Below are 21,667 nucleotides of genomic sequence, written 5' to 3'. Positions count from 1 at the left end.
AGTGGGCCGATAAAGTTCGAGGCAAACTGGGCGGCCGCGGGACGGAGGGAAACTCTGGCGCCGCTACCGCGTTGAGCCACGATTTCCAAAACGGAGGAATACCTGATGTTTGCCAACCGCAACGCTACCGCCATGCTGCCAGCCAAGGACGTGCAGCGTGCCGTCGCCTGGTATGCCGACAAGCTCGGGCTGAAACCTGACAAGCAGGACGAGTATGGCGCCAACTTCGCGCTGCACGGCGTCAACGCCTACCTCTACAAGTCGGACTACGCCGGCACGGCAGAGCACACGCTGCTCTCGTTCGACACCACCGACCTCACCGGCGACATGCAGGCGATGCGCGGAAAGGGCGTGTCGTTCCTCGACTACGACCTGCCGGACCTCAAAACCGAGAATGGCATCGCAACCTTCGGCCCGGTGAAGAACGCCTGGGCCAAGGACTCCGAGGGCAACATTCTCGGCTTCGTTCAGGGCATGTAGGCTATTTCGAACAGCGGAACACGGTGCTCGATTTGTCGCCGGCGGCCACCCGGATACCTTCGCCGGTCGGCCCGAAAATCGGCGTCAGCTTCAGGTCCTGCTTGCCGCAGGTGGCGCTGAACGTGCCGTCCTTGTTGTCGGCGAGCGCGATATCGCAGCTCTTGCCACCCACGGCGTAGCTGGTGGCGGAAACGACTGTGAGCGCTGCGGTATCGGCGCAACCGGAGGCATCCGCGGCCCAGCTGCCGATCAGCGGACGAGCGCCAGGCGGCAGCTTGGCGGTGGCGGCGGCAGTTGCCGGCGTCTTGCCGGTGGCCGGAGCCTTGGCAGGCGTAACCGCTGCCGGCGCATCGGCGCCGGGGGCCTTGGGCGTATTACTGTCGCAGGCGGCGAGCAGTGGCAGGATGATGAGCAGGGAGAGCGGCAAAAGGCGCATCGGCGAATCCGGTGTCATTGCTATTGTCGTGGCATGGGTGCGCCGTCATTGCGGCGCGATTGTGCAGCGGAGTGATCAAGTTTGGCCATGCCGCAGATCTTTGTGGATGCCGACGCCTGTCCTGTAAAGGACGAGGTGCTGCGCGTAGCTGAGCGGCACGGCATGGTGACGACGTTCGTCGCCAATTTCGGGCTGCGGCCGTCGCGCGATCCGATGATCCGCAACGTGATGGTGCCGCAGGGTGCTGACGCGGCCGATGACTGGATCGTCGAGCATGCGGGAGCCGATGATCTCGTCGTGACATCGGACATTCCGCTGGCGAGCCGGGCGCTGAAGAAGGGCGCGATCGTCCTCGGACCGACCGGCAAGCCGTTCACCGAGCACTAGATCGGCATGGCGCTGGCGATGCGCGAACTGAACCAGCACCTGCGCGAGACTGGTGAGAGCAAGGGCTACAATGCCGGCTTCACCGCCAGGGACCGCTCGAACTTCCTCCATGAGTTCGACGCCGCCGTGCAGCGCGCCAAGCGGCAGGGGTGAGCGTCGCGTCATCAGCACAACTGAAGATAGACATTCGTCGGACCGCCTGAAGTTTAAGCTGTATGCTCTTGAAATAGGCAGCAAACTGCGCTTCAAACGTGCACCGTTTTCCTGCCTGAGTATCTCCCTTGAGCCGCCTTCTTGATTTCATCCACCGGCACGAGCCGCGCGGCCAGACGTTGTCGCATCTGAAATCGGGCACCGGCGCCGTGGTGGCGATGACGCTGGTTGGCGGGCTGGCCGCCTGGACCGGGCTGCCGATGCTGCTGGCGCCGTTTGGTGCGACGGCGGTGCTGCTGTTCGGGCAGGCCGAGAGCCCATTGGCCCAGCCCGCCAACATCTTCGGCGGCTACCTGGTGGCGGCTGCGATCAGTGTCGCCATGCTGACCTTGGCGCCGGCGGCGTGGTGGGTGGCAACGATCGCCGTCGGTCTGGTGATCGCGGCGATGCTGCTGTTGCGAGTGACGCATCCGCCGGCCGGCGCAGTGCCGCTGGTGGCCTTCTCGACGCACATGCCGATCGAGATGCTGTTCCTGGTGGTGACAGCGGGTGCGGCATGCCTGATCGGCGTGGCGCTAGTGCACCATCGCCTGCCGCCGCGGATCACCTATCCGCGCCCGCCCAGCCGGCCTACCTGAGACCTAGTTCTTGGCGGCCTCGATGGGCAGGCCGATGGTGATGATGTCGCGGATCTCGCCGGCGACAAAATCGAGCACCACATGGATGGCAGCCGCCGCCGCATCGGGGTCCCCGGCGACGATTGCATCGGCGAGGTCCCGGTGCGGCGGGAACGAGGCGAGGCCGAAGTCGTCACGCCCAAACGGCGATTCATTCGAGCGCTCGAGGGCATCGTCGAGCTTGTGCAGGATCTCGCCGAACATCGGGTTGCCCGACGCTTCGTAGATGGCGCCGTGGAACGCCGCGTCGGCCTTGTGCCAGTTGCGGCGGGCGGCAACTTCGACGAGCAGCACGTCGCATAGCCGTGAGATCTCGGCGCGCTGCGCGTCGGTCGCATTGATCGTCGCCTTGCGGACGACGTCGTTTTCCAGAGCACGGCGAACCTCGATCAGGCGGATCAGAGCCTCGCCTTCGAGCCGGATCATCGTCGGCACTAGGCCGCGGGAGGTCTGCACCTTCGCGGCGAGATAAGTGCCGTCACCACGTCGGCGGCGAATGATGCCGAGGCCCTCCCAGCGGTTCAGGGCCTCGCGAATAGTGGAGCGTCCAACCCCGAGTGTCGTGGCGAGCGAAATTTCCGGCGGCAGGCGGTCGCCGATCTTCAGCCCGGCGCGCTCGATCATGTCGGCAAGCGCATCCAGCACGGCAACGCCGCGGGTCCGCGTCTCCAGCGGTTCGAGGTAGCTCAGTGCTCCGTCCTGTGCCACGCCTGTTCCTCCCGGCCCAAATGGCCGCGCCGGCACCACCATCACAGTTCGGCGGATTTGTCAGCCATGCTGACGCGCCAGCTCCGGCTTCCCCTGCAAATCCAGCAGGTCTGTCAGTGCCTCGATCAGAATGTCCATCTGCGCTTTCGAGTTGTATCCCTGCACCGAAACCCGGACGATCGAGTGGTCCTGCCACTTGAAAACCGGGATTTCTATCGAGTAGCGCGCCATCAACTGCTTGGCGAGTTCCACCGTATCGGTGTCCGGGATCGGCATTGCCACCATCTGCGGCGCGCAGAATTCCGGCGTGCTGAGCGGCGCAAGGCCGGTCAGCGCCTGTAGCCGGCGGGCGGTGTCCTGCGCCAGCACCCGGCAATCGGCGGCGACGCTGGTCCAGTCGTGGTCCCTACGGAACTCGATAGCGGCCGGGACAGTCAGCCAGGCCGCCGGGTCGCGGGTGCCCTGCATTTCAAGCTCGTCGATGAACGGCGAGTTGCCGAAGGCACCCTTGGCGTCGGGTTGCTTTGAGTCCGCGGTCCAGCCGTGGCTGATCACCAGCGGGTTGATCATGCCCTGCAGTTCCGGCCGCACGTAGAGGAAGGCCGAGCCCTTCGGCGTCATCAGCCATTTGTGGCAGTTGCCCGAGTAGAAATCGACGCCCATCGCGTCGAGGTTCAGCGGGATGTGGCCGGGGGTGTGAGCGCCGTCGATCACGGTCCAGATGCCGCGCTTGCGCGCCTCGGCGATCGGCCGTTCGATCGGGAACACCAGTGCGGTTGGCGAAGTGATGTGGCTGAGGAACAGCACCTTGGTTCGATCGGTCATCGCCGCCAGCAGCGTGTCGGTGAACGCCGCCTCGGAGACGAAGGGCATCGGCACCTTGACCGTGACGATCTTCGCTCCGGTCCGTCGAGCCACATAGGCCCAGGTCTTTTCCAGCGCAGAGTATTCGTGGTCGGTCGTCAGGATCTCGTCGCCCTCCTTGAGGTCGAGCGACTGGGCGACGATATTGAGACCCTCGGTGGCATTGACGAGGCCGACGATGTTCTCCGAGGTCGTACCGAGAAAGGCCGACAGCGCGACGCGGGGGACACGCATCCGCTCCGTCAACTCGCGGCCGAGGAAGGCCACCGGCTGACGCTCGAGCTCGAGCTGCCACCCCTGATAGGTCTCGAACACCGGACGCGGGCAGGCGCCGAACGAGCCGTGATTGAGAAAGACGACATCGTCCCGAAGGAGGAAGTGCCGCGCGAGATTGGAGGACAAGTCAGCGCCCTTTCAGTGTGGGATCGAGTGCATCGCGCAAGCCGTCGCCGAATAGCGTCGTGGCGAGCACGGTGATGGCCAGGGCCGCCGTCGGGAAGACGGCCATGTGCCAGTAGAAGAACATGAAATTCATGCCGACGTTGATCATCTGCCCCCAGCTGGGAGTCGGCGGCGGCACGCCGATGCCAAGGAAGCTCAGGGAGGCCTCGAGCATCATGGCGAGCGGAATGGCCAGCACGAAGCCGACGATGATCGGGGAGATCGCGTTGGGGATCAGGTGTCGGCGGATGACGTACCAAGGCGACGCCCCGAGCGCCTGGGCTGCCCGGATGAACTCCTTCTCGCGCAGGGATTTCACCTGCGCCCGAACCAGCAGGCAGACGTTCACCCAGCCGAACAGAGCCGCAATGGTGATGATGGTGAGAAAGCCCCCGCCGGTGAGCGCCCCCAGCAGCATGGCGGCGAGCAGCGATGGAACCACCGAGAAGAGTTCGATGATACGCATGATCACCCAGTCGGTCCTGCCGCCGAAATAGCCGGCGAGCGCACCGAGCGGGATCCCGATGACGACGCTGAACGTGGCCGCCGCGAACCCGATGGTGAGCGAAACGCGGGCGCCGTAGACGATCCGGGTGAAGAAATCGCGGCCGAGGTCGTCGACCCCGAACCAGAACTCGGCGGACGGGAAGGCGAGGGACTGGGTGAGGAAGGCCTGAGCAGACGGATCCGTCTTGGTGAAGAGCGGCGCAATGATCGCGGCGAGGATCAAGATGACGAGTACGATGCCGCCGGCAACCGCCGCCTTGTTGGCGAGGAACCGGCGCAGGGCGAAATAGGCGGGGCTGCGCTGCTTGGCGGTTGCCGGTACGGCCAGTTCGGCGGCGACGTCGATATTGGTGCTCATCGCGGCTGGTTCCCGAAACGGATGCGTGGGTTGAGCCAGGCATAGGCAATGTCGCTGATGAGGTAGGCGAAGCAGAAGGCGACGGTCACCATGAGCACCAATGCCATTTCAAGGGGATAGTCGCGGTTCTCAATGGAAGACACGAAGTAGGAGCCGAGGCCGGGAACGCGGAACATCGCCTCGACGAAGATCGAGCCGGTGGCGGTGCCGATGAACATGGGAAGGAACACCGCCACCATCGGAATGGCCGAGTTGCGCAGAACATGCTGGAAGATCACGCGGTTCTCGCTGAGCCCCTTGGCGCGGAGCGCCGTGACGAACGGCCGGTTCAGGTTGTCGAGCATCGCGGAGCGTGTGTAGCGGGCATAGGTCGCCACCGGGATCGCGGCATAGGCGATGATGGGGAGGATCCAGCGTTCGGGTTTGCCCCAGCCGCTGGCGGGCAGCCAGTTGAACCAGACTGCGAAGACGAGGATCAGCAGCATCGAGATGACGAACACCGGAATGGTGAGGCCGAGCGTCGCTAGCGCCGAGGCGAAATAGTCGATCCAGGTGTTGCGATTGAGGGCTGCGGCCATGCCGAGGAGGATGCCAAGGGGTGCGCCGATGAGGACCCCGAGACCGCCGAGCAAAAGGCTAGGGGGCCAGGCGTCGGCGAGGAGGCTGATCACGGTTTCGCCGGGGGCTTGGTACGGGTAGCCGAAATCGAAGGTCAGCACCCCCTTCATGTAGTTGACGTACTGCACCCATAACGGCTGATCGAGGCCGAGCTTGGCCATCAACGTGTCGCGGACGGCCTTGGAAACCGGCATATCGTTGCCGTCAAAGGGGCCGCCGGGGACGGCGTGCATCATCAGGAACACGATGACCGACACCACGAAGAAGGTGAAGGCAATCGAGACGAGCCGTCGGAGGATGTAGAGGGCCATGCTCGCGCTCCCTAATTGGTGACGATCGCTTCGACCAGGTGGCCGGGAGCGATGCTCACGAGTTGCGGGGTGCTGCCGGGGGTGGCGGCTTCGGCGAGGGAGGCTGCAGCGAGCCGTGGCACGGCGGCCTCGATGTCGGCGGCCTTGAGGAACGTGCGCTGCCGGCGGTTGCGCGGATTGGTGGCCGGGATCGCATCGAGCAGGGCGCGCGTGTACGGATGCCGCGGGTCGGCGAAGAGCGCGCCGGTGGGCGCCTGTTCGACGACGCGGCCGCGATACATGACGACGACCGTGTCGGTGAGCGAACGCACGACGCTGAGGTCGTGACTGATGAACAGCATCGACAGGCCCATCTCGCGCTGCAGGTTCTTGAGCAGGCCGATGATCTGGGCCTTCACCGAGACATCGAGCGCGGAGGTGGGCTCATCCGCGACGAGCACAGACGGGCCGAGAACAAGAGCGCGGGCAATGGCGACGCGCTGGCGCTGCCCGCCCGACAACTCGTGCGGGTAGCGAAGCCCGAAGCTCTTATCGAGACCGACCTTCTCCAGCCACTCCAGCGCCAGGTCGTCACGTTGCCGCTGGTTCATCAGGCCATGGATGTGCAGCGGTTCGGTGATGATCTCGGTGAGGGTCATCATCGGATCGAGCGCTGAGTAGCTGTCCTGGAAGACCACCTGCATGCGGCGGCGGAAGGATTTGAGAGCAGCCGTGTCGAGCGTGCTGATATCCGAGCCATCCACGAAGATGCGGCCGTTGGTCGGTTCGATCAGCCGCATCGCCATCATGCCGGTGGTGCTCTTGCCCGAGCCGGACTCGCCGACGAGGCCAACGATCTTGTTGCGCGGCAGCGTCAGGCTGACTTCGCGCACCGCGTGGTGATCGGAGTAGGTCGCAAAGATCCGGCCCTGGCGGCGGAGTTTGTAGACCTTGCTGAGGTCGCGTAGTTCGAGCGCGGGCGCGACTGGCGGCTCGTCGCGGGCGGCTTGCTTGGTCGACCCCGCGGTCAGGCTGGCGAGCAGTTGCTGAGTGTAGCTATGGGTGGGTGCATCGAAGATCTGCTGCACCGGGCCTTCTTCCATCACCCGGCCGCCATACATGACGACGACCCGATCGACCGTCTCGGCGATGACGCCGAGGTCATGGGTGATCATGATCAGCGCCATGCCGAACTCGGCTTGCAACTGCTTGATGAGCTGGAGGATCTGCGCCTGGATGGTGACGTCGAGCGCCGTAGTCGGCTCATCGGCAATCAGCACCTTGGGCCGGCAGGACAGCGCCATCGCGATCATCGCGCGCTGCAGCATGCCGCCGGAAAGCTGGTGGGGGTAGTAGGCGAGAACCTCCTTGGCGTTGAGGATCTCAACGCGGCGCAGGAGCTGCTCAGCCTCGGCGAGCGCCTCGCGCTTGCTGGTTCTGCGGTGCGTGCGGATGGTCTCGACGATCTGGTGCCCGATGGTGAACACCGGATCGAACGCCGTCATCGGGTCCTGGAAGATCATCGCGGCGGACCGCCCACGGACGCTTGCCATTGTGCGCTTGTCGGCGTCGACGACGTTGACGTCGTCGAGGATCATGCTGTCGGCGGTGACCTTGGCCGTCGGAGGCAGCAAGCGCATCAGCGCCATGCAGGTCACGGACTTTCCCGAGCCGGATTCGCCGACGATGCCGAGGCTCTCGCCCTCGTTCACGTGCAGGCTGACGCCGCGGACGGCTTCGATTGTGCCGCCATGCTGGGCGAAACTGACCTTGAGGCCCTTGATATCGACGAGTGTCATGCGCTGCCCTGGCCCTTGGGAGGGTGTCCCCCGGCGTCGGCCGGGGGACACGAGGTTGGTTCGACTACTGCTTTACCGAGATGTGCGAGTAGAGGAAGTTGCCGATACGATCGAGCGGGGTGAAGCCCTTCGAGTTGGGCGAGACGCCCGCACCCGAGATGTCCTCACTGACCGCGGCCATGATGATCGGATGCACCAGCGGCACGATCAGGCCCTGGTCGATCATCACCTGCTCGGCCTGCTCGTAGAGCGCCACGCGGTCTTCCCACTTGGGAGCCTTGTCGGCTTCAGCGACGAGCTTGTCGTATTCAGGCACGTGGTAGCTGTGGCGGCCGCCATTGTAGAACAGGCCGTAGAAGTTCGACGGATCGAGATAGTCGTACTCGTAGGGCGCCAGGTAGATGTTGTTCTTGCGCGCCAGCATGCCTTCCATCCAGTCCTTGCCCGGCATCACCTTGATATTCATGGTGATCCCGAGGATGTCCTTGAACTGGGCCTGCAGGTACTGGGCCATCGGGGGCAGGATGGCGCCGTTATAGCCGCCTTCCTCGCGGAACCAGACCTCGATGGTCGGGAAGCCTTCGCCGTTCGGATAACCGGCCTTGGCAAGCAGGTCCTTGGCCTTCTGCGGGTCGAACACGGCCTCAGCCGCGATCTTCTCGCTGTACCCAGGATAGCCGGGCGCGAGGATCGAATGCGCCGGGATAGCGATGTCCTTGAGTACCGTCTGGGTCAGCTCGTCGCGATTGACGGCGTAGTAGAGGGCGCGGCGCACGTCGACATTGTCGAACGGCGCCTTCTCGAGGTCGAACGCAAGGTACGAGGTCGCGAACACGGTGTTGGTACGGATCGCGTCGGGGAAGCGCTGCTTCACCACCGGGATCTGACCGGCGTTGAGCCACGTGTAGCCTACATCGCCGGCGAGGAAGGCCGGCATGCCGACTTCGGGGGCGCCGAGCGAGGGGTCGATCGTGAGTTCATCGACCTCGGCCGGCCATGGGCCGGTGTAGGTCTCGTTCTTCACGAGCGTCACCGAGTTGTTCGACTTCTCCCAGGCTTGCAGCTTGAACGGGCCGGAGGAAACGACGTTCTCGACGGCGGTGGACCAGTCATCGCCGAACTTGTCGAACTGATGCTTGGGCACCGGATACCAGAGGCTGACCACACTCGGCATGTAGGGTTTGGATGCGGTCGAGGTGATCTCGAGGGTCTTGTCGTCGACGGCCTTGAGGCCGAGGGTCTCGGGACCGGCCTTGCCTTCGGTGACTTCCTTCCAGTTCTTGATGCCGCCGGCGAAGTCCCAGTACCAGGCGAAATCATAGCCGCTGGTGGCAGCGTGCTGCAGGGCGAAGACGTAGTCGCCGGCCGTCAGCGGCTGCCCATCGCTCCAGACGAGCCCGTCACGCAGCTTGAAGGTCCAGGTGAGGCCATCTTCCGACTGGGTCCAGCTTTCGGCCGCGAGCGGGGTGAGCTGGTACTCGTTGTCGAAGCTGGTGAGCGGCACCTGCAGGAGCTCGGAGCCCGATGCGCGTGCATAAACCGTCTTCATGTAGTCCATGTAGGTGCCGGTTGTAGAACCGCCTGGCACCGTGAGCTTTGTCTGGGCCAGCGCTGGTGCCGCGGTCAATCCCGCAGCGAGCGCCAGCGCGCCGACAAATTTCAGCAACGCGTTCATATAGCTCCCTCCTTGTTGCAGAGCCGATTTGACGTCCCCTGTGCCCCGGACGAAGCGGTGCATGATGGCTGCTCCGCTCGGGGGTGGCATGCGCGGCGGCCGGGTATAGACGCCTCACCCGGCAACCGGTCTTGGGCAGATCGATTTCCCCTCGAAATCTGCCGTATGACATATGTCTGACAACTCCGGATTGGCTTGGCAAGGCGAATGTCAGGGATTCGTGGACAACTCTCGCGCCCAGTGCGCGACTGCCGAAAACTTGAGCGATCTCCGGTCATCGCCGCCCTCCGAAGAGGCTCTGCGCCGCGTTGGCAATGGCGGCCGCGTCGATGCCGAAATGGCGGTAGAGATCGGTCACCGTGCCGGTCTGGCCGAAGTGCTCGACGCCCAGAGTGATGGCGCGATGCCCCCTGACGCTTCCGAGCCAGCCGAGCGTTGCCGGGTGGCCGTCGATGGCGGTGACGAGTGCCGCCGTGTCGGGCGCATCGGCCAGGAGCGTCTCGATGTGGCAGGTGGCCGAGAGGTCGCCGTGGAGGCGGGCACGCTGCGCCGCGTGCCAGCCGGCATTGAGCCGATCGGCGGAGGTAACGGCCAACACCGCCACGTTGCGCCGGTCGCCGCCGACGGTGCCGGCCGCGGCAATCGCCTCGCTGGCGAGGACGCCCTGGTAGGCGATGATCACTTCGCAACTCGGGGTCGGCGGCACCAGCCAGTAGCCGCCGCGAATGATGTCGCTGGCCAGCTGCGGCGTGACTTCGCGGGGCGGCTGCTCGATCGAGCGGGTGGAGAGCCGCAGGTAGACCGATCCGCCGGAGACGTCGCGCGGCCAGTCGGCGAGATCCGCCCGGTCGCTGCCGTCGCGCTGCATGTAATCGAAGCCCCAGTCGATGATGACAGATAGCTCATCGGCAAAGGCCGGTTCGAACGAGGCCAGCCCATCCTGGGCCATGCCGATTAGCGGCGTGCCGACGGATTGGTGCGCGCCACCTTCGCCGGCAAGCGACACCCCGGAGGGGGTCGCGACCAGCAGGAACCTGGCGTCCTGGTAGCAGGCATAGTTCAGCGCATCGAGGCCGCGGGCAATGAACGGGTCGTAGAGCGCGCCCACCGGCAGAAGCCGCTCGCCGAACAGCGAATGGCTGAGGCCGGCGGCACCGAGCAGCAGGAACAGGTTCATCTCGGCGATGCCCAGCTCGATATGCTGGCCATCGGGCGTGAATTGCCACTTTTGCGCGCTCGGGATCCGCTCCTTCTGGAAGATGTCGGCCATTTCGCGGTTGGCGAACAGGTGCCGGCGGTTGACCCAGGTGCCGAGGTTGGTTGAGACCGTAACGTCGGGCGAGACGAATTGCGGCCCCAGCGCCGCGACGGCGGGGGATGAAAGCCGTCGAGACTGTGTGGTGTTGAATGGAACGGCTTCGAGGAAGGCCTGCAGCTCGCGTTCGGACTGCTTGAGCCCCTCGAAGCGCTCCCACTCGTGCCCCTCGCGAACCCCCATCGAGGCCTTGAGGCTCTCGATCTGGGCACCGGTCATCTGCCCGGCGTGATTATCCTTATGACCGGCGAGCGGGGTGCCCCAGCCCTTGACCGTATAGGCGATGAACACCGTTGGCTTGTCGGTGGTCTGGGTCTCGAACTGCTCGAGCAGGCTCTCGATGCAGTGGCCACCGAGATTGGCCATCAAGTCGGCCAGCTCGGCATCGGTCCGGCGCTCGAGCAGGGCGGTGACCGCGCCCTGGTCGCCGATCTCGTCGGTCAGCCGTTCGCGCCAGGCCGCGCCGCCACGGAACATCAGCGCGGAGTAAAGCGCGTTGGGGCAGGCGTCGATCCATTCGCGCAGCCGCTCGCCGCCCGGCTCGGCAAAGGCGCGGCGCTGCTTGGCGCCGTATTTCAGCGTCACGACGTTCCACTCGAAGGCGCGGAAGATCGCCTCGATCCGGTCGTAAAGACCCTCGCGCACTACGCCGTCGAGGCTCTGGCGGTTGTAGTCGATGATCCACCAGGTGTTGCGAAGGCTGTGCTTCCAGCCCTCGAGCAAGCACTCGTAGACATTGCCCTCGTCGAGCTCGGCGTCGCCGACCAGGGCGATCATCCGGCCCTCGGCGCGCTTCTTCGCCCACGGCTTGGCGCGCACATAGTCCTGGATCATCGAGGCGAAGGCTGTGAAGGCGACGCCGAGGCCAACCGAACCGGTGGAGATATCGACGTCGTCGGTGTCCTTGGTGCGCGATGGATACGACTGCGCCCCGCCGTAGCCGCGAAAGGCCTTGAGCTTATCGAGGCTCTGCTTGCCGAACAGGTACTGGATCGCGTGGAACACCGGCGCCGCATGCGGCTTCACCGCCACGCGGTCCTCAGGCTTGAGGATGCCGAAGTAGAGAGCGGAGAGGATCGCCGTCATCGACGCGGAGGAGGCCTGGTGGCCGCCAACCTTCACCCCGTCCGGATTGGCCCGCAGATGGTTGGCGTGGTGGATCATCCAGTTGGACAACCACAGAGCCTTGCCAGCCAGCGCCTCAATCAGGGCGATCCGCTCCGTCGACGACATATCCCCTCCCAAATGTCTGACATTAACGGTGCACTAGGCTTTGGGGTGTTTCCCGCCTATTGTGACTGCTCTGTCACCGAGTTGCGCAGGTTTTTGCACGAAATGCCGACAAGAGTGGTGAATTCTGCCAAATCCGACCTGACGGCCATCGACCGCCGTATCCTCCGCGCATTGCAGGAAGACGGACGGATGACCATCCAGGCGATCGCCGACCGGGTGGGGCTCTCCGCTTCTCCCTGTCTGCGGCGGATTCGCCAGATGGAGGATGCGGGGATCATCGCGGCTTACAGCGCCGTGATCGACCAGAAGGCGGTTGGCCTGCCGGTATCGGTGTTCATTTCGATCAAGCTGGAGCGCCAGCGCGCCGAGGAACTGGACCGCTTCGGCGAGGCGATCGCCGGTTGGCCCGAGGTGATGGAGTGCTACCTGATGACCGGCCAGTTCGATTTCCTGCTCCGCGTCGTCTGCGCCGATCTCGCCGCCTACGAGGCATTCCTGCGCGAAAAGCTGACCCAGGTCGCGGGTGTCAGCTCGATTGAATCGAGCTTCTCGCTCGGGCAGGTGAAATACTCCCGCGTACTGCCCATCTGACGCAGTTACGGCGGCCGCGAACACCGCTAAAGCTGTCCGCCAAGAGAGACTTTCCGGGTTGAGTCATGCAGGCCGATAGCATCGTTCTGGGCGCGGGTATCGTGGGCGTCAGCGTCGCGCTGCACCTGCAGATGCGGGGCAGGGCGACCGTGCTGGTCGATCGGCGTGGAGCCGGCGAGGAAACCTCCTACGGCAATGCCGGCCTGATCCAGCGCGAGGGGGTGATGCCCCACGCCTTCCCGCAGGGACTGGGCGACCTGTTCCGCTACGGGCTGAACAACCGCACGGACATGCACTACCACCTGAGCGCACTGCCGCGGATAGCGCCGTTCCTCGGCCAGTACTGGTGGCATTCCCGTCCCGACCACTATCGTCGCGTCGTGGAGACCTACGCCCCGCTGATCGCCCATTCGATCAGCGAGCACGCGCCGCTGATCGAGCGGGCAGGGGCCGGTGACCTGATCCAGAAGAAGGGTTGGTATCAGCTCTTCCGTGACACCGCGAAGCGCGACGAGGCCTATCGCAAGGCGGAAGCCGTGCGGCGCTTCGGCATCGGCAGCGCTGTGCTCACAGGCGCCGAGATGCACCGGCTTGAGCCGGGGCTGGGCGTGCCGCTGACAGGTGCGCTACACTGGACGGACCCGTGGAGCATCCGCGATCCGGGCGGATTGGTGGTGAAATACCGCGAACTGTTCGAGTCGCTGGGTGGCGTCATGGTCACCGGCGACGCGATGCAACTGGAGCAGCATGGCGCGGGCTGGCGTCTGCCGGTTGCCGACGGCGTGCTCGAGGCAAGGGAGGCCGTGATCGCACTCGGGCCATGGGCCGGCGACCTCACGGAACGGCTCGGCTATAACCTGCCGCTCGGGTTCAAGCGCGGCTACCACATGCACTACGGCCAGCCCGACGCGCGGCCGCTGACCAATTGGGTGTTCGACGCCAGTTACGGCTACCTGCTGACGCCGATGGTCCGCGGCATAAGGTTGACCAGCGGCGCGGAGTTCGCCCTGCGCGACGCACCGTCCACCCCGGTGCAGATCGACCGCGACGAGCCATTTGCTCGCCAGTTGTTCCCCGGTTTGGGACAGCGCATCGACGCAGAACCCTGGCGCGGTGCGCGACCGGCGACGCCTGACATGATGCCGATCATCGGGCCGGCGCCGCGCCATCGCGGCCTTTGGTTCGCCTTCGGGCACGCTCACCATGGCATCACATTGGGGCCGGTGACCGGGCGACTGATCGCGGAGATGGTGACGGGCGAGGTGCCGTTCATCGATCCGAGCGCATTCTCGGCGAAGCGCTTCCTCTAGCTGGCGAGCGAGCGTTCCAGTGCATCGATGATCTGCCGCTGCCCTTTGTGCAGGCGATGACGTGCTGGCTCGAGCCCCATCCATTCGGCCCGGTCGACTTCAGGGAAACTCTGCCGCCGGCCCGAATGCGGAGGCCATTCCATCTCGAAGCTGTTGGAAACCAGCGTGCTCGGGTCGAAATCGGCCTCGAGGGCAAAGGCGATGACCAGCTTGCCGCTGGACTGACGGAACTCGCCGAGCGGCACGAGCGGACCATCGGGTACACTGCCGACCTCCTCGGCAAACTCACGGCGAGCCGCAGTGATGACGTCTTCGCCGGGATCGCAGACGCCCTTGGGGATGGACCAGGCGGCTTCGTCCTTGTTCGCCCAGAACGGACCGCCTGGATGAACCAGCAGGACCTCGCGGCCGCCGGTGCCGGGACGATGTAGCAGGATGCCCGCTGAGCGTTCCGGTGGCCGGGTCACGGCCGCACCGTCACCACCTCGAGCGTGCCGGCGGGAAGCGGCTTCAGCAGCTCCTCCTCGGGCTTGGTGAGGAACAGCCAGTGCGCCCAGTCCTCGGGCAGGATAACGCAGACCTGGCGATCGTGGATCGGGGCGATATCCGGACCGGGCTCTGTGGTGAGCATGGTGAAGCTCAGCGCGCCATCGCTGTCTTCCGACCACAGCCCGGCGATCCCCATGACCGGCGAACCCTTCAGGCTGAACCGGTGCTTGGTCTTGGGGGATTTGCTGCCGGTGAATTCGAAGAAGCCCGACAGGATAATGAGGCAGCGCTTCGACTTGTCGAAATGCCGCCCGTCGGATTTGAAGTTGAACACCGGCGCCGCCTTGGGTCGCGGTGGCGGCCAACCGAAGCGCATCGAGACGATCTCGACGCCGTTGCCGGCAGCACGGAGCACCGGCCCCGTATCACCGATGCGGATGTCATCGGCCTGCGGCAGCTCGGCGGCAATGCCCGCGGTCTCGAGCTCGAGGGCCCGAACCGCTTCGAGATACTGGGCGTGGCTGACGTGCTGTTCGTAGTCGTTGCACATGCGCCGAGCTTAGCTTGGAAATTGCTGACTGGTCGAACTTTTCGAGCAGGGCCGGGCGGTTAGGTCAGGCGCTCGTGTACTCGAAGTGCTCCAGATAGAGCGCGAAGGCGGTGACACCTCCGACCTCGGTCTCGATGGCCCAGGCGTTGTAGTGCTCGCCGTTGCGGATCATGACGCCGACCGGCACGACGTCGACCACCTTTGCGGTAGGGGCGATGGCCATGCAGAGCGGCTCGTCGCGGTCGTTCGTGGTGAGGAAATAGTTGGCGTAGATGTCATCGGGCGCATCGGCCGTGGCGATCGCCCACACTTCGTCAAGCGTGTCGCAGAAGATGGTGCCGCGGAACACTGGGTCGCGGAACGTATGGGTGGTGCCGGCGAGGGGCGGCGCGGCCATGGTGGCTGTTGGAGCCGCGATGCCGGCGAGCAGCACCAGCGCTGAGAGGAGGGGTACCCGACGGCGGTGCGTCCAAGCCATTCGCGTGGTCTCCTGCGAGCCACCGCGCTGCGGCGGACTCAGTTGTGTGACGCTGCGATGACAGTATGACTGCAGTTCGGTGACAATGAACAGGGTTTTCGGCGACTTCCGTTACTTCCGGAACTGTCACGGCTCGGTCATCGGGGCTCGCTAGGAGGCGGCAATCGAAAATGGGGGCCTCCGCCGTGACACTGAAGATCATCGTGATGAGCGACTTGCACCTGGTACCGGAGGGGGAGCTGTCGATGACACTCGACACAGCCGCGCGGCTGGAGATTGCTGTCGACGCCATCAACGCCCGCTATGCCGATGCCGATTTCTGCGTGCTAGCCGGCGATCTTGCCGATCTCGGCCAGGCAGAGGCCTACCGCCGGCTGCAGGCGATCCTCTCGAAGCTGACGGTCCCCGTCCACATCACCCTGGGCAACCATGACGACCGGCCGACCTTCCTCGCAGTGTTCGGGGATGAGTATGCCGGCGAGACCGGCCACGTGGACAAGGTTATCGACGTCAAGGGCTACCGGGTGATCCTCCTCGATTCGTCCGAGCCGGGGCGGGTGGATGGGGTGCTCGAGCCCGGCCAGATCAACTGGCTCCGTCGCAACCTGGCGGAGGCCGTCGAGCGGCCAGTGATCGTCATCCTCCACCACAACGCCAATGCGCTGCATATCAACTCCGACACCATCCGCATCCTCGAGGACGGTCCGTTCCTCGACGCGCTGCAGACCCATCCCGACATCCGGCAGGTGATCGCCGGGCACGTCCACGTCACCTCGACCGCCACGTATCGCGGCATCCCCTTCACCACGCTGTCCGGTGGCCACTATTCGGTGAGCTTCAACGTCGACCAGCCGCAGGTGCCGTTCCGTCGCCTGACGGGGCCGGGGCAGATGGCCGTGGTGCTGGGCACTGAGGACCGCACCACGGTGCTGTTCGAGGATTTCGTGGATGGCAATGCCGAGATCTTGCTAGGCTAGCAGCCCTCACGAGGGAGCATCGCGAGCGTGGTCGAGTGGCAGTTCAAGGCACCGGTGATCTACTGGCGGGGCCCGGCGCCGTTTTTTTACGCGCGAATCCCGCGTGATATCGCCACCGAGATCGGCAAGATCAAGAGGGCCGCGAGCTATGGCTGGGGCGTGATCCCGGTGCGGGCGACGATCGTCGGCGTTGAGTTCGAGACCTCGCTGTTCCCCAAGGATGACACCTACCTGCTGCCGCTGAAGGCGGCGGTGCGGCAGCGGATCGGTATCACCGTGGATGATGAGGTCGCGGTCGAGATGACCATCGGCGGCACTATCCGCGAACCCGACCTCTAGCCTCACGCCGCGAGCGGCAGCGTGAGGCCCCGGATCTCCTCGGCCACCAGCGCCTGCAGCGCCCACAGGTTCCGGTCGCGGATGCCGTGCGCTTCGAGCCGCTCGACCGTGTTGTAGAGGTATTGCGCACCCGACCCCCAGTGTCCCGCGGCCCGGGCGAGGGTGCGTGCCACCACCTCATGCGGCAGGCGACCGGCATAGATGGCTCCCTGCGGCGAGGCGACGAAGGCCAGCGCCACCAGCGGGCCCTCGGGCGTCACGAGCCGGACCCAGCGGGGCACGTTGGTCGGCCGTGCGCTATCCGTCTCCCGCGCCAGGAGGCGCATCAACTGGCCGTGCGGATCGGCATCAGGCAGCCGGTAGGCGAGGCCGGCGCAGCTGCCGCCGCGATCAAGCGCCATCATCAGCCCGGGCACCTCGCGGGTGCCGCGCCAGCGCGTCAGCCGCAGGCAGAAGCGGCGGTGCCAGCCGCGCGCCAGGGCGGGGCACGTCTCGAGATGCTCGAGCTCGGGCTTCCAGATCAGCGAGCCATAGGCGAAGAGCCAGAGCGGGCCCGGCGGACGGGTGGCCAGCAGCCGCGTAGCGGCGTTGGCGAGATCGGCTTCGGTAGGTTCGGGCAGGCCGGGCGCGGGGCCCGAATCGGGCTCGGTGCGCTCGACCAGCGCCACCAGCTCGGCGGTCAGTTCCATTTCGGGACGCAACGCAGACACAGGTCCATCTCCTTGCGGCGCCCCCCGCTAAGGTTGGCGCGATATGCCGGCGGATCGGCGGGGGATCAAGTGGACTCGTGGTACGGAAATCGGTTCGGGCGGGGCGACCCGGTTTCAACCTTCCGGGCCTTTGCAAACGGCGGCGGTTGCGAGCGGCAGGACGAACAGATGCATCCGACAGCCCCACGGGCTTCGGAGGTTTCAAAGAGCCGTTCCCCGTGGGGAACGAAGCGGGACCGGCGAGGCGTTTGCCCCGTAGCGGTAGTCCGCAGATGAAAGAGGCTCACGCCTCGCCGGCCGATCGGAGTTTTGGGCCTATGCCACGGTACGGTTCGGGTACATCCCGTGCCGCATCGCGGGAACGAAGGGCTTTGCACGTCGGCGACCCAATGGGCCCGGCCCGTCCGCCTGCACCCGCTGCCCTTGCCCGGCAGCTTTCGTCCCTTGGTGAGATCGGCAAGACCTCACCTCGCGTTCCGGTCTCCTCCGCACCAACCACTCGTCATGATCTCGCTTCGGTGCAGCGGATGAGGGGAGAATCGCATGGGTGGGGATGAGGGGGATAAGTTCTCGCTAGTGAGTAGCGGCGGCGCTTTAGTCGTAGGCCTTCTCGTACTTTTCGAGCGCTCGGATGGCCTTGGTGATACCGCCGGCGGCGCGGCCGCGCACGTAGGTCAACGCCGACTTCAGGGTGAAGGCATCGCCTGAATCGTGGGCGAGGACCAGTGCCTTGTAATAATCAACCTTGAGGCAGGTGACGCCCATGATCATGCCGTGCATGTAGAGCTGGGAAGCGTCGCGCCTGCCGATCGCGGAGGCTTCCTGGCGCTCGATGATCTCGGCGCAGACCGCCTTGATCTCGTCCTTGGTGGAGGTGGTGCTCACCTTGTAATAGAGCGAGCTCTTGGGCAGCAGTTGCGCTCCACCCTTGGCGGATACTTCGCTGATCCCGGCGCCGGTGGCGAGGGCGAGGGCGGTGAGGAGGATGGAGGGGAGTGCGTTGCGTCGCATGACGATGCTCCTGTTGGCTGATGAGGTGTCGGCCGGGGATCAGTTGACCCGCTTGCTCAGAGCCTCGATGGTGGTGCGGCGCTTAGAGAGGGAGAATGGCGGCTTCTGGCGCTTTGCGAGCCCGAACACGTCGCCCGCGGCGCGCTCCACCACGACGCTCTCGAATATCCTCAGCGGCTGGCATTCCCAGCTCGCGCCGGTGTGGCCGGTGACCGGGTTGTAGCTGTTGGGCGTGTAGCCGAAGCAGATATTGCCGCGCTCGGTCTTCCAGCGGCCGGGCAGCACGACCTTGTTGCCGGGATACCAGAGCCAGGTGCCGCCCTTTTTGTCGTAGTACTCGACCTGCGTGCCGTGGCCGGGGCTGTAGGTCATGACGGTCTGGTCGGCGAGCTTTGGCGCCGCGAGTGCAGCGCCGGCGCCGGCAAGGACGACGAGGGCGGCAAGGATCGATCGCACGCAGCCGGCCGCTAGTATCAGATGTTTCATATTATCTCCCAAAGGCGTGAAATGACTTAAGTGCGAAGTATCGCTAGGGGGTAAGACTTGGCCTTGCCAGTGCATCCTGCGGGTAGGGTAAATTCCGGCGGCGGAATATGGGCCGGAGCGGCGGCGGCCTAATCCTCGCTGCGCCCGCCGCCCTCGCGGTTGCGCTCGTAGCTGTGCTTGAGCGGGAAGGGCGGCAGCCAGGCTTCGCGGCGGATGGTCCAGAGCTCGTAGCTCGGCCGCACCTGGTCGGGTGCATCGAACGCCCCCGCATGCACCTCGATCTCGTCCTCGCTCACCGAGAACACCGACGACCCGCAGCGGGGGCAGAAGTGCCGCCCGGCATATTCGTGCGTGATGCCTTCGATGGTCACGGCCGCCGCTGGAAAGATCGCAACCACGCCGAACAGCGACCCGGAATGCTTGCGGCAATCGAGGCAGTGGCAAATCCCGGTGCGGTACGGGTCGCCGGAGGTGGTGATGCGGATGTCGCCGCAGAGGCAGGAGGCGGTGGAACTCATGGTCGGCTCGTCCCCTCGGTGGGTGTCGCGCGGCCGTCATGCCGGTTGGGCAGCGCAACGTCGCAGCGCTGCTTTTACCCCAAAGGCCATCCGATGAACTACCGGGGGACTACCTTTTGAGCCGTGAGCATGGCGACGGCCCCTTCCTTGACACCCAATCTCGCCCGTTGTAACTAACCAATCAGTTAGCTAACCGATCAGTTAGAAACGGACATGCAGCCCGACCAGCTCAGCCTCACCCTTTCGGCGATCGCCGACCCCACCCGCCGGGCCATCCTGATGCGGCTGATGGATGGCGAGGCGTCGGTGAAGGAGCTGGCGGCGCCGTTCGAGATGAGCATTCCGGCGATCTGCAAGCACCTGAAGGTGCTCGAGGGGGCGGGGCTGATCAGCCGCGGGCGGAACGCCCAGCTGCGGCCGTGCCGGCTCGAGGCGCAGCCGTTGCGCGAGGCGGTCGGCTGGATCGAGGAGTTTTCCAAGCACTGGGACACCAGCCTCAACCGGCTCGACGGGCTGCTCGAGCGGCTGCAGTCGACCGATCCGACGGCGAGGAAGAACTGAGCCATGGACCGCGACCCCCTGGAGCAGCGCGAGCTCGTCATCACCCGCCGCCTCAGGGCGCCGCGCGCGCTGGTCTGGCGGACGTTCGAGGATCCGTACCTGCTGGCGCAGTGGTGGGGGCCGGAGAACTTCACCTCCACCATCAGCAAGCTCGAGTTCCGGGCCGGGGGCGAGTGGCACGTCAGTATGCATCGGCCTGACGGTGGGGAGCATCCGGTGCGCTACCAGTTCGTCGAGATCGTTGCGCCCGAACGCATCGTCTACCGGCCGTTTCGCCCGCCCGGGGTGGTCGGCGCGCCGCCTGGCTATCTCGCGACACTGACTTTCGAGGCTCTCGGCGACGAGACGGTTTTCACCATGCGGGCCGAGTTCGAGAACGCGGAAAGCCTCGCGGTTGCGATGAGCGGCGGCTTCTACGAGGGCACCAAGCAGGCCCTCGACAAGCTCGAGCGGCAGCTCGCTGCACGCTGATTTCTGGAGGGAATGATCATGCTGAGACGAAGCTTCGTGACCCTCGCCTTTGCCGCTGCGGCCCTTGTCGCGGCGCCCGCCATTGCCCAAACCGCAGGAGACAATTCGATGAGCACCCCCTCGAGCAGCGGAAAAGTCCCGGTCGGCGGCGCCGAGATCTACTACGAGATCCACGGCGACGGCCCGCCGCTGGTGCTGCTGCATGGCGGCGTCGACCCGTCCCAGACGTTTGGCGCGCCGCTCGCCGCGATGGCCAGGACGCACCAGGTGATCGCCATCCACATGCGCGGCCACGGCTTCAGCACGGACACCGACGCGCCCTGGTCCGCCGAGCTGATGGCCGACGACGTCGCGGCGGTGCTCGGGCACCTCGGCATCGGCAAGGCGCGCATCATGGGGTACTCGCTCGGCGCCGGCGTGGCGCTGCAGGTGGCGTTCCGCCATCCGGAGCTGGTCGAAAAGCTGGTGTCGGTCTCGGTGGATTACCGCACCGACGACGACTATCCCGAGGTCCGCGAGGCCTTCCGGCAATTGCCGGCCAACGCGGCGGCATACGGGCAGCAGCTCGCCACCTCGCCCCTCGGAGAGCTCTATCCCGACGTTGACTGGGAGCGGGTGTTTCGCAAGTCCGGCGAAATGAACGAGCCCGAGTACGACTGGACCGCGAGCGTCAAGGCGATCACGGCACCGACGCTGCTGGTGTTCGCCGACGCGGATTCGATCCGGCCCGAGCACATGGTCGAGTTCTGGAAGCTGCTCGGCGGCGGCCAGCGCGACGCCGGCTTCGACGGCTCGCAGCGGCCCAAGGGGCAGCTCGCCATCATTCCGGGCAGGACGCACTACGACCTGATCGCGTCGCCGATGCTCCCGGAGGTGGCGACGGCGTTCCTCACGCAGTGAGCGCCGGGCGTGCCGATGCGTCCGACAGCCAGATGGCTTCGGAGGGCTCAAAGAACGCATCTCCCCAGTGTGGGGAGATGAAGCGAAGGACCGGCGAGGCGTTTGCCCCTCGCGGGTAGTCCGCAGTTATGTGTGAGGCTCACGCCTCGCCGGCCGATCGGGGTTTTGGGCTTTGCCGCAGCGGATCCGGGGGCTTCCCCGGCGCCACCCGCCCGAGCCTGGAACCTTATCCCCTCGGTCCAGATCCACGGTGTGTCGCCACACCGGACGTTTCCAAGCAGGCAGTTCCTCTCCCCGAGGGAAGATGGTCGTTGACCGGGGGATGGTCTCCCCGG

Annotated in this window: 24 protein-coding genes and 1 pseudogene; 10 read left to right on the top strand and 15 right to left on the bottom strand. The window is 65.5% G+C overall.

Annotation, left to right across the window (positions count from 1 at the left end):
- Positions 1-105: 105 nt before the first annotated feature.
- Complete coding sequence (locus AC1DV8_RS15995; RefSeq protein ID WP_477149213.1) at positions 106-480, top strand: VOC family protein; 375 nt, start codon at positions 106-108, stop codon at positions 478-480.
- A 1-nt stretch (position 481) separates the two neighbouring features.
- Here AC1DV8_RS15995 and AC1DV8_RS15990 read toward each other — a convergent pair whose 3' ends face one another.
- Positions 482-916, bottom strand: coding sequence for a hypothetical protein (locus tag AC1DV8_RS15990; RefSeq protein WP_477158135.1), 435 nt, complete (start codon positions 914-916; stop codon positions 482-484).
- 81 nt (positions 917-997) lie between these two features.
- On the opposite strand from AC1DV8_RS15990, the pseudogene AC1DV8_RS15985 reads away from it, so the two are divergent.
- Both AC1DV8_RS15985 and AC1DV8_RS15980 read left to right on the top strand, forming a co-directional pair.
- Positions 998-1,456: pseudogene (locus tag AC1DV8_RS15985) on the top strand (YaiI/YqxD family protein).
- 128 nt (positions 1,457-1,584) lie between these two features.
- Positions 1,585-2,094, top strand: a complete 510-nt coding sequence (locus tag AC1DV8_RS15980; RefSeq protein ID WP_477149216.1) for an HPP family protein — start codon at positions 1,585-1,587, stop codon at positions 2,092-2,094.
- A 3-nt stretch (positions 2,095-2,097) separates the two neighbouring features.
- Here the strand turns inward: AC1DV8_RS15980 and AC1DV8_RS15975 are convergent, their stop codons facing one another.
- The 7 genes from AC1DV8_RS15975 to AC1DV8_RS15945 all read right to left on the bottom strand — a co-directional run bounded on the left by AC1DV8_RS15975 (position 2,098) and on the right by AC1DV8_RS15945 (position 11,941).
- Positions 2,098-2,841 (bottom strand): FadR/GntR family transcriptional regulator, encoded by a 744-nt coding sequence (locus tag AC1DV8_RS15975; RefSeq protein WP_477149217.1) that lies wholly within the window; start codon positions 2,839-2,841, stop codon positions 2,098-2,100.
- 60 nt (positions 2,842-2,901) lie between these two features.
- Entirely contained in the window at positions 2,902-4,107 is a 1,206-nt protein-coding gene (locus AC1DV8_RS15970; RefSeq protein WP_477158134.1) for an aminotransferase class V-fold PLP-dependent enzyme, read from the bottom strand.
- A 1-nt stretch (position 4,108) separates the two neighbouring features.
- Positions 4,109-5,011 (bottom strand): ABC transporter permease, encoded by a 903-nt coding sequence (locus tag AC1DV8_RS15965; protein WP_477158133.1) that lies wholly within the window; start codon positions 5,009-5,011, stop codon positions 4,109-4,111.
- The gene (locus tag AC1DV8_RS15960) at positions 5,008-5,940 is read right to left on the bottom strand and encodes an ABC transporter permease (RefSeq protein ID WP_477149220.1); all 933 of its coding nucleotides are present in this window, start codon (positions 5,938-5,940) and stop codon (positions 5,008-5,010) included. The genes AC1DV8_RS15965 and AC1DV8_RS15960 overlap by 4 nt, the downstream gene beginning before the upstream one ends.
- 11 nt (positions 5,941-5,951) lie before the next feature.
- Entirely contained in the window at positions 5,952-7,718 is a 1,767-nt protein-coding gene (locus AC1DV8_RS15955) for an ABC transporter ATP-binding protein (RefSeq protein ID WP_477149221.1), read from the bottom strand.
- Between the two features lie 64 nt (positions 7,719-7,782).
- Positions 7,783-9,393, bottom strand: coding sequence for a peptide ABC transporter substrate-binding protein (locus tag AC1DV8_RS15950; protein ID WP_477158132.1), 1,611 nt, complete (start codon positions 9,391-9,393; stop codon positions 7,783-7,785).
- A 274-nt stretch (positions 9,394-9,667) separates the two neighbouring features.
- Positions 9,668-11,941 (bottom strand): transketolase, encoded by a 2,274-nt coding sequence (locus AC1DV8_RS15945; protein WP_477158131.1) that lies wholly within the window; start codon positions 11,939-11,941, stop codon positions 9,668-9,670.
- Positions 11,942-12,058: 117 nt separating this feature from the next.
- On the opposite strand from AC1DV8_RS15945, the gene AC1DV8_RS15940 reads away from it, so the two are divergent.
- Complete coding sequence (locus AC1DV8_RS15940) at positions 12,059-12,532, top strand: Lrp/AsnC family transcriptional regulator (protein WP_477149224.1); 474 nt, start codon at positions 12,059-12,061, stop codon at positions 12,530-12,532.
- Positions 12,533-12,597: 65 nt separating this feature from the next.
- On the top strand, positions 12,598-13,842 hold the full coding sequence (locus AC1DV8_RS15935; RefSeq protein WP_477158130.1) for an NAD(P)/FAD-dependent oxidoreductase: 1,245 nt from the start codon (positions 12,598-12,600) through the stop codon (positions 13,840-13,842).
- Here AC1DV8_RS15935 and AC1DV8_RS15930 read toward each other — a convergent pair.
- The 3 genes from AC1DV8_RS15930 to AC1DV8_RS15920 all read right to left on the bottom strand — a co-directional run bounded on the left by AC1DV8_RS15930 (position 13,839) and on the right by AC1DV8_RS15920 (position 15,359).
- Complete coding sequence (locus AC1DV8_RS15930) at positions 13,839-14,309, bottom strand: NUDIX hydrolase (RefSeq protein ID WP_477158129.1); 471 nt, start codon at positions 14,307-14,309, stop codon at positions 13,839-13,841. The genes AC1DV8_RS15935 and AC1DV8_RS15930 overlap by 4 nt on opposite strands.
- The gene (locus tag AC1DV8_RS15925) at positions 14,306-14,881 is read right to left on the bottom strand and encodes an SOS response-associated peptidase (RefSeq protein WP_477158128.1); all 576 of its coding nucleotides are present in this window, start codon (positions 14,879-14,881) and stop codon (positions 14,306-14,308) included. Before AC1DV8_RS15925 ends, AC1DV8_RS15930 begins: the two co-directional genes overlap by 4 nt.
- A gap of 64 nt (positions 14,882-14,945) precedes the next feature.
- The gene (locus tag AC1DV8_RS15920) at positions 14,946-15,359 is read right to left on the bottom strand and encodes a hypothetical protein (RefSeq protein ID WP_477158127.1); all 414 of its coding nucleotides are present in this window, start codon (positions 15,357-15,359) and stop codon (positions 14,946-14,948) included.
- A 170-nt stretch (positions 15,360-15,529) separates the two neighbouring features.
- Here AC1DV8_RS15920 and AC1DV8_RS15915 point away from each other — a divergent pair, with 170 nt between their 5' ends.
- The gene (locus tag AC1DV8_RS15915) at positions 15,530-16,336 is read left to right on the top strand and encodes a metallophosphoesterase (RefSeq protein ID WP_477158126.1); all 807 of its coding nucleotides are present in this window, start codon (positions 15,530-15,532) and stop codon (positions 16,334-16,336) included.
- Positions 16,337-16,363: 27 nt separating this feature from the next.
- A complete protein-coding gene (locus tag AC1DV8_RS15910; protein WP_477158125.1) occupies positions 16,364-16,675 on the top strand; it encodes a DUF1905 domain-containing protein in 312 nt (103 codons plus the stop codon).
- Positions 16,676-16,677: 2 nt separating this feature from the next.
- Here the strand turns inward: AC1DV8_RS15910 and AC1DV8_RS15905 are convergent, their stop codons facing one another.
- The 4 genes from AC1DV8_RS15905 to AC1DV8_RS15890 form a co-directional block, all read right to left on the bottom strand.
- Positions 16,678-17,385, bottom strand: a complete 708-nt coding sequence (locus tag AC1DV8_RS15905) for a gamma-glutamylcyclotransferase (RefSeq protein WP_477158124.1) — start codon at positions 17,383-17,385, stop codon at positions 16,678-16,680.
- 594 nt (positions 17,386-17,979) lie between these two features.
- On the bottom strand, positions 17,980-18,396 hold the full coding sequence (locus AC1DV8_RS15900; RefSeq protein ID WP_477158123.1) for a hypothetical protein: 417 nt from the start codon (positions 18,394-18,396) through the stop codon (positions 17,980-17,982).
- A 39-nt stretch (positions 18,397-18,435) separates the two neighbouring features.
- Positions 18,436-18,882, bottom strand: coding sequence for a hypothetical protein (locus tag AC1DV8_RS15895; protein ID WP_477158122.1), 447 nt, complete (start codon positions 18,880-18,882; stop codon positions 18,436-18,438).
- A gap of 128 nt (positions 18,883-19,010) precedes the next feature.
- Positions 19,011-19,400: a GFA family protein gene (locus tag AC1DV8_RS15890; RefSeq protein ID WP_477158121.1), complete on the bottom strand. Its 390-nt coding sequence runs from the start codon at positions 19,398-19,400 to the stop codon at positions 19,011-19,013.
- 213 nt (positions 19,401-19,613) lie between these two features.
- On the opposite strand from AC1DV8_RS15890, the gene AC1DV8_RS15885 reads away from it, so the two are divergent.
- Genes AC1DV8_RS15885 through AC1DV8_RS15875 form a run of 3 tightly spaced genes read left to right on the top strand, consistent with a single transcriptional unit; the run spans position 19,614 to position 21,332 of the window.
- Positions 19,614-19,961: an ArsR/SmtB family transcription factor gene (locus AC1DV8_RS15885; RefSeq protein ID WP_477158120.1), complete on the top strand. Its 348-nt coding sequence runs from the start codon at positions 19,614-19,616 to the stop codon at positions 19,959-19,961.
- Positions 19,962-19,964: 3 nt separating this feature from the next.
- Positions 19,965-20,432, top strand: coding sequence for an SRPBCC domain-containing protein (locus tag AC1DV8_RS15880; protein ID WP_477158119.1), 468 nt, complete (start codon positions 19,965-19,967; stop codon positions 20,430-20,432).
- Positions 20,433-20,450: 18 nt separating this feature from the next.
- Positions 20,451-21,332 carry an alpha/beta fold hydrolase gene (locus AC1DV8_RS15875; protein WP_477158118.1) on the top strand — a complete coding sequence of 294 codons (882 nt, stop codon included), beginning with the start codon at positions 20,451-20,453 and terminating at the stop codon, positions 21,330-21,332.
- The last annotated feature ends 335 nt before the right edge of the window (positions 21,333-21,667 follow it).

The organism is Devosia sp. P3_B2, from assembly GCF_056402875.1.
This window is presented reverse-complemented; position numbering and strand designations above follow the sequence as displayed.